Origin of the sequence: Clostridium tarantellae, assembly GCF_009295725.1 — a bacterium.
Classification (GTDB): domain Bacteria; phylum Bacillota; class Clostridia; order Clostridiales; family Clostridiaceae; genus Sarcina; species Sarcina tarantellae.
Genome location: NZ_WHJC01000231.1, coordinates 1 through 5,413, shown reverse-complemented (window position 1 = coordinate 5,413; position 5,413 = coordinate 1). Strand labels below are relative to the sequence as shown.

Below are 5,413 nucleotides of genomic sequence, written 5' to 3'. Positions count from 1 at the left end.
AGCTGGGTAGCTAAGTCGGGAAGGGATAAACGCTGAAAGCATCTAAGCGTGAAGCCCACCTCAAGATGAGATTTCCCATAGCATAAGCTAGTAAGACCCCTTGAAGAACACAAGGTTGATAGGTCAGAGGTGTAAGCATGGTAACATGTTCAGCTGACTGATACTAATAGGTCGAGGGCTTGACCAAATCACTTAATTAACTTAGTGCAATTTTGAAAGAACAATCTTTCATTAAATATATTCCTCGGTAGCTCAATGGTGGAGCACTCGGCTGTTAACCGATAGGTTGGAGGTTCGAGCCCTCTCCGAGGAGCCATTTAGAATATTAAGCTTATAGTTTTACTATAAGCTTTTTTTATTTATAAAAATAGCTATTAATTTTAATTTGAAAGTTTATTTAATAAAATAAATGGAAAAATAACATTAGTTTATTATATAAAAGTGTATTTTTTTTATATAAAGATATATTTAGTGTAAGTTATTTGTAAAGTTAATATTAAATTTGTAGTATATAATATATTTAATGTGAATTAGATAATATTTAATTTAAGTATTTTAGGAGGAGAAGTTATGAAAATATTACTTGTAGAAGATGAGGAAAGTATAAGAGGATTTTTAAGAATTAATTTTCAAAGAGAAAATTTTGATGTTATAGAATGTGAAACAGGTGAAGAGGGATTAAGAAAAGCTGCTATAGAAAAACCAGATGTAGCTATTTTAGATGTTATGTTGCCAGGAATAAATGGATTTGATGTATGTCAAAAATTAAGAGAACTATTTCCTAAAATAGGTATAATAATGTTAACTGCAAAAGGTGAAGATATGGATAAAATAATGGGATTACAGTTTGGAGCTGATGATTATGTATTAAAGCCTTTTAATCCTGTAGAAATAACTTTAAGAGTTAAAGCTTTAATAAGAAGATTAGAAGGTGATAAGCCTAATAATATAAAAGATGTAATACTAGCTGAAGTATTCAAGTTAGATTTATATTCTCAAAGTTTATATAAAAATGAAGAAGAAATAGATGTTACACCAAAAGAATTTTTATTAATGAAAATATTTATGCAAAATCCAGGTAAAGCTTTTACTAGAGATGAACTTTTAAACTTAGTTTGGGGAGTAGATTTTTTTGGTGATCCTAAAATAGTAGATGTAAATATAAGAAGATTAAGAGCTAAAATAGAAGATAGTCCATCACAGCCTAGATATATAGAAACTATATGGGGAACTGGATATAGATGGAGAAGATAAAATGAATGTTTTTGCAAATAAAAATAAAAAAAGTATTAAAACGAGATTAATAAAAAATTTTTTAGTTATACTTTTATCTACAATTATAATTGTGTCAGGAATGTTTATGCTTTTTATATCAAGATATTATTATCAGAATATAGAAGGTATTTTAACAAGTCAAATAAAGATGGCAGCTGAATTTTATAAAAAGTATTTTTCTTATGTAAGTTTAGAAGATACGGTTAATGAAGATATAGATACTTTTTGGAAACAAACTAATGCTCAAGTTCAAATATACGATGAAAATGGCAATTTAATAATGGATTCATTAGGTGTTATACCTTCTTCAGATGTGGAATTATTAGATGTTAAAAAAGCATTAAAAGGACAAATTGTAAAATGGATTGGAAATGTACCTTATTATGATGGAAAGGTTATGGCTATTTCTCATCCATTAGAAAATAATAAAAAAATAGTTGGTGTAATAAGATATGTAAGTTCAATGAAAAATGTAGATGGATTTGTTTTTAATTTCTTTTTAGTATTTCTAATAATAGGGATTACGGTATTAACAATAGGCATATTTTTAAGTTATTTTTTAGCTAATAGTATAATAAATCCTTTAAAAGAATTAACAATAGTGGCAGAAGAAATGGCTAAAGGCAATTTGAAAATTAGAAATAATATAACAACTGAAGATGAAATTGCTAAATTAGCTTATGCATTAAATTTTATGGCTGATGAATTAGAAAAAAGAGAACAATTAAAAAATGAGTTTATTTCATCAATTTCTCATGAATTAAGGACTCCACTTACATCAATTAAAGGATGGGCAATAACTTTAAATAATGAATTTACTGATAAAAATACTTTAGAGATGGGGTTTAATATAATAGAGAAAGAATCTGATAGATTAAGTAATATGGTTGAAGAATTATTAGATTTTTCGAAATTTGTTAATGGAAAGATAACTTTAAAATATCAAGAAATAGATTTAATACAATTCATTAATTATATAAAAACATATATGAATCCTAGAGCAGAAAGAGAAAATAAAAATTTAAATATTTTATGCTATATAGAAGAAAATCTAATTATTACAGGAGATAGAGATAGATTAAATCAAGTTTTTATAAATATATTAGATAATTCTTTTAAATTTACTAATGAAGGTGGAGAAATAAAAATAATAATAATTAATAATGAAGATTATATAAATATAATAATTAAAGATAATGGTTGTGGAATTACAGAAGATGAATTACCTAAAGTAAAAGAAAAGTTTTTTAAAGGTAAAAATTCTAAGTCTCAAAATGGTATAGGATTATCCATATGTGATGAAATAGTTAAACTACATGGAGGAACATTACAAATAAATAGTGTTTTAGGAAAAGGAACAGAAGTTCATATTAATATTTCTAAGAAAATAGAGGATGGTAGAGTTAAATGAAAAGAAGAATGACATTGATTAGTATGTTTTTAATTAGTATGTTTTTTCTTACAGGATGTACTAAAAATAAGGTATTTGATCAAAATAAAGTTATTCCTCCTAAGCCTAATAGCATATCTATTAATGGTATTTGGAAACCTATTTCATATGAAGTTATTGATGAAGCAGCTGTAGAAGAAGGACAGCAAGATAATTTTATGAATGAATTAGTTACTATAAGTGAAGATTCTGTAAGTATTGAAGATAATATTATTGAAAATCCTAAATTTAAGCTTAAAAGATTAAATAAAAATGAATATATATCAGGAAGCAATAAAATAACTAGTAAGTATGATCTTAAAGATAAAGAATATGTAGACATAATATCTGTATCTGATAATAACAAAACTTATTTTAATATAATTTTAGCTGATAATAATAAGGCTATTTTATTTAAATCAAGTTTATATAGTCCTACAGTTGTAGCAGAGCTTATTAAAAAAAGTTCTAGCGCTAATAATTCAGAAGAAGATTCAGATGAAGTTAAAAGTAGTGATAATTTAAATAAAATAATTGATTCTCAAGATAAATATTATAAAATGGATGCAGGTATTTTATTAGGTTTAAAAACTCTTGGTAAAAAAAATAGTTCAGGAGAATTAATTTTACCACAATATAAAACTTTATGGATATCTATGAATGGTGATACTATTCAGCCTATAAAAGAGTTGAATAATATGTTATTATTACCAAGAACTAATGGGTTTTCTAAAATCCAATTAGAATCTAAAAATTATAATTGGGGGCATGAAGAAGTATTAAAAGTTATAAATAAAAAAAAGGGTGAAAAAGAAATAAAAAGTACTCTTGTACAGGATAATGGTTATAATGATATTACTTTTATAGGAAATGATTATATAGGCTTACAATATTATAATGGAAAAGACTTTAATAATAAATATAATAAATATAAGATTATCCCTGTGGATTCTTTAAATACTTCAGAAAGTGTTGATATAACTAATTTACTTGGAGAAAAAGGAAAAGTAATTTATGAAAATTCAAAAATGAAATTTTTAGAAGCAAATAAATTAGAAAATTCAAAAAAATTTGATTTAAATAATAATTATAAAAATGTTACTTTAGTAAGGAAAAATGGGCAATGGCAATTAGAAAGTTTAATTAATTGTAAAAGTGGAGATGAAACAATGGCTTTTTTAATTAATATTTCTCCAGTAAATACTTTTGTAAATTATGATACTATGTTAATACCATGGAATAAAGTTATAGATTTTAATCCATCTACTAGAGATTTAGTAAGTTCTCCTAATTCAAAATTTGCTGTTGCTTTAATTGAAGATAGATTAGTTATATATAAAATTATTAATGGTAAGATTAAAAATGAACTAGCAAATATAAAGATTAATAGTAATGATGAAATTGTAATGGCAGAGTGGGCTACAGGAGATTTTGTTAACTATTGGAACAATATTGTAGATGAATATGGAGGAAAAATTATCAAATAAAAAAGCAATTAGCTTTAAGCTAATTGCTCTTTTATTAATTACTTATTTTATCCTCAAAATAATTACTACGAATCATTTTATCAGACAAATCTAGTACATTTGAAAGAATATTTTTATCTTCAGGAGAAAGGTCACCTTTTATTGTTTTATCATTTGTAATTGCATAAGAACGATTAGTATTTAAAAGATTTCTTCCTAAAGCAGTGTCTTCATATAAATTATTATTAATACCTAAAGCGTATAAAATTGTAGGCATTATATCTGTTTGACCTCCATAAGTATCAAATACTACAGGTTTTTTAATAGATGGATTAAACATTATAAAAGGAATTACATGATTTCCATCATCTAACCACCAATCTTCTGGATTGGATAATTGTTCTATTTTACTATTGTAATATTTATGAACACCAGTATGGTCTCCTTCTATTACTACTAATGTATTATCAAGTAAACCTTCTTTTTTTAATGTTTCTAAAAACATTCCTATTTGAGTATCTGTATAGTGAATACTTTCAAAGTAACCGCCTAATTCATTTTTATCTAATTCAGAATTTAAATTTAATTTGCGATAATCTTTAGGTATATCAAAAGGTCCATGACTTGTTAATGTCACTGTAAAAGCATAAAATGGTTGCTTTAAGTCTTTTAGCATAGGAGCAACTTGTTTAAAATAACTTCCATCACTTAATCCCATACCTATCATTTCATCATGGTTAAATGAATAATAATCAACAAACTTATTAAATCCAATACCTGTTAGTCCTTGAGCATAGTTCCAGAAAGAGCCTTTGTCTGAATGAATTGCTATGGTATCATAACCGCCTTCTTTTTCTAAGATATTTGGTAGTGAATTATAAGTTGTATTTGGATATCTAAAGAAAGTACTACCTTGTCTTAATGGGAACATTGAAGTATTTATCATTAAATCACAATCGGAGCTTGTGCCTTCATTAACTTGCTCAAATATATTAGGAAAATAAATAGAATTATTTAAAATTTTATTTAAATTAGGAGTTATTTCTTGTCCATTTATACTTTTATTAAGAACAAAACTCTCTAAAGATTCTACCTGAATTATTAATAAATTTTTATTTTTAAACATTCCTTTATATTTATTATCAGATAAATTTTCATTTTTAAATTTATAATAAGCATCTATTTGAGATTTATCTTCTGGAGTAATTTTATATGGTTTAGAATTTTTTATAGTGTTTATAAC

At 25.0% G+C, this 5,413-nt stretch carries 4 protein-coding genes, 1 tRNA gene and 1 rRNA gene; 5 read left to right on the top strand and 1 reads right to left on the bottom strand.

Going from position 1 to position 5,413, the window contains the following annotated elements; translation table 11 throughout:
* The 5 genes from GBZ86_RS12150 to GBZ86_RS12130 all read left to right on the top strand — a co-directional run.
* A 23S ribosomal RNA gene (locus tag GBZ86_RS12150) occupies window positions 1-187 on the top strand; the annotation flags it as partial.
* 54 nt (window positions 188-241) lie between these two features.
* Window positions 242-316 (top strand) — tRNA-Asn (locus GBZ86_RS12145).
* Window positions 317-570: 254 nt separating this feature from the next.
* Window positions 571-1,254: a response regulator transcription factor gene (locus GBZ86_RS12140; RefSeq protein ID WP_152891025.1), complete on the top strand. Its 684-nt coding sequence runs from the start codon at window positions 571-573 to the stop codon at window positions 1,252-1,254.
* A gap of 1 nt (window position 1,255) precedes the next feature.
* Window positions 1,256-2,686 (top strand): HAMP domain-containing sensor histidine kinase, encoded by a 1,431-nt coding sequence (locus GBZ86_RS12135; protein ID WP_152891023.1) that lies wholly within the window; start codon window positions 1,256-1,258, stop codon window positions 2,684-2,686.
* Entirely contained in the window at window positions 2,683-4,191 is a 1,509-nt protein-coding gene (locus GBZ86_RS12130; RefSeq protein WP_152891021.1) for a hypothetical protein, read from the top strand. Before GBZ86_RS12135 ends, GBZ86_RS12130 begins: the two co-directional genes overlap by 4 nt.
* A gap of 34 nt (window positions 4,192-4,225) precedes the next feature.
* Here GBZ86_RS12130 and GBZ86_RS12125 read toward each other — a convergent pair.
* A partial coding sequence (locus GBZ86_RS12125; RefSeq protein WP_152891019.1) for an LTA synthase family protein occupies window positions 4,226-5,413 on the bottom strand: 1,188 nt, incomplete at its 5' end.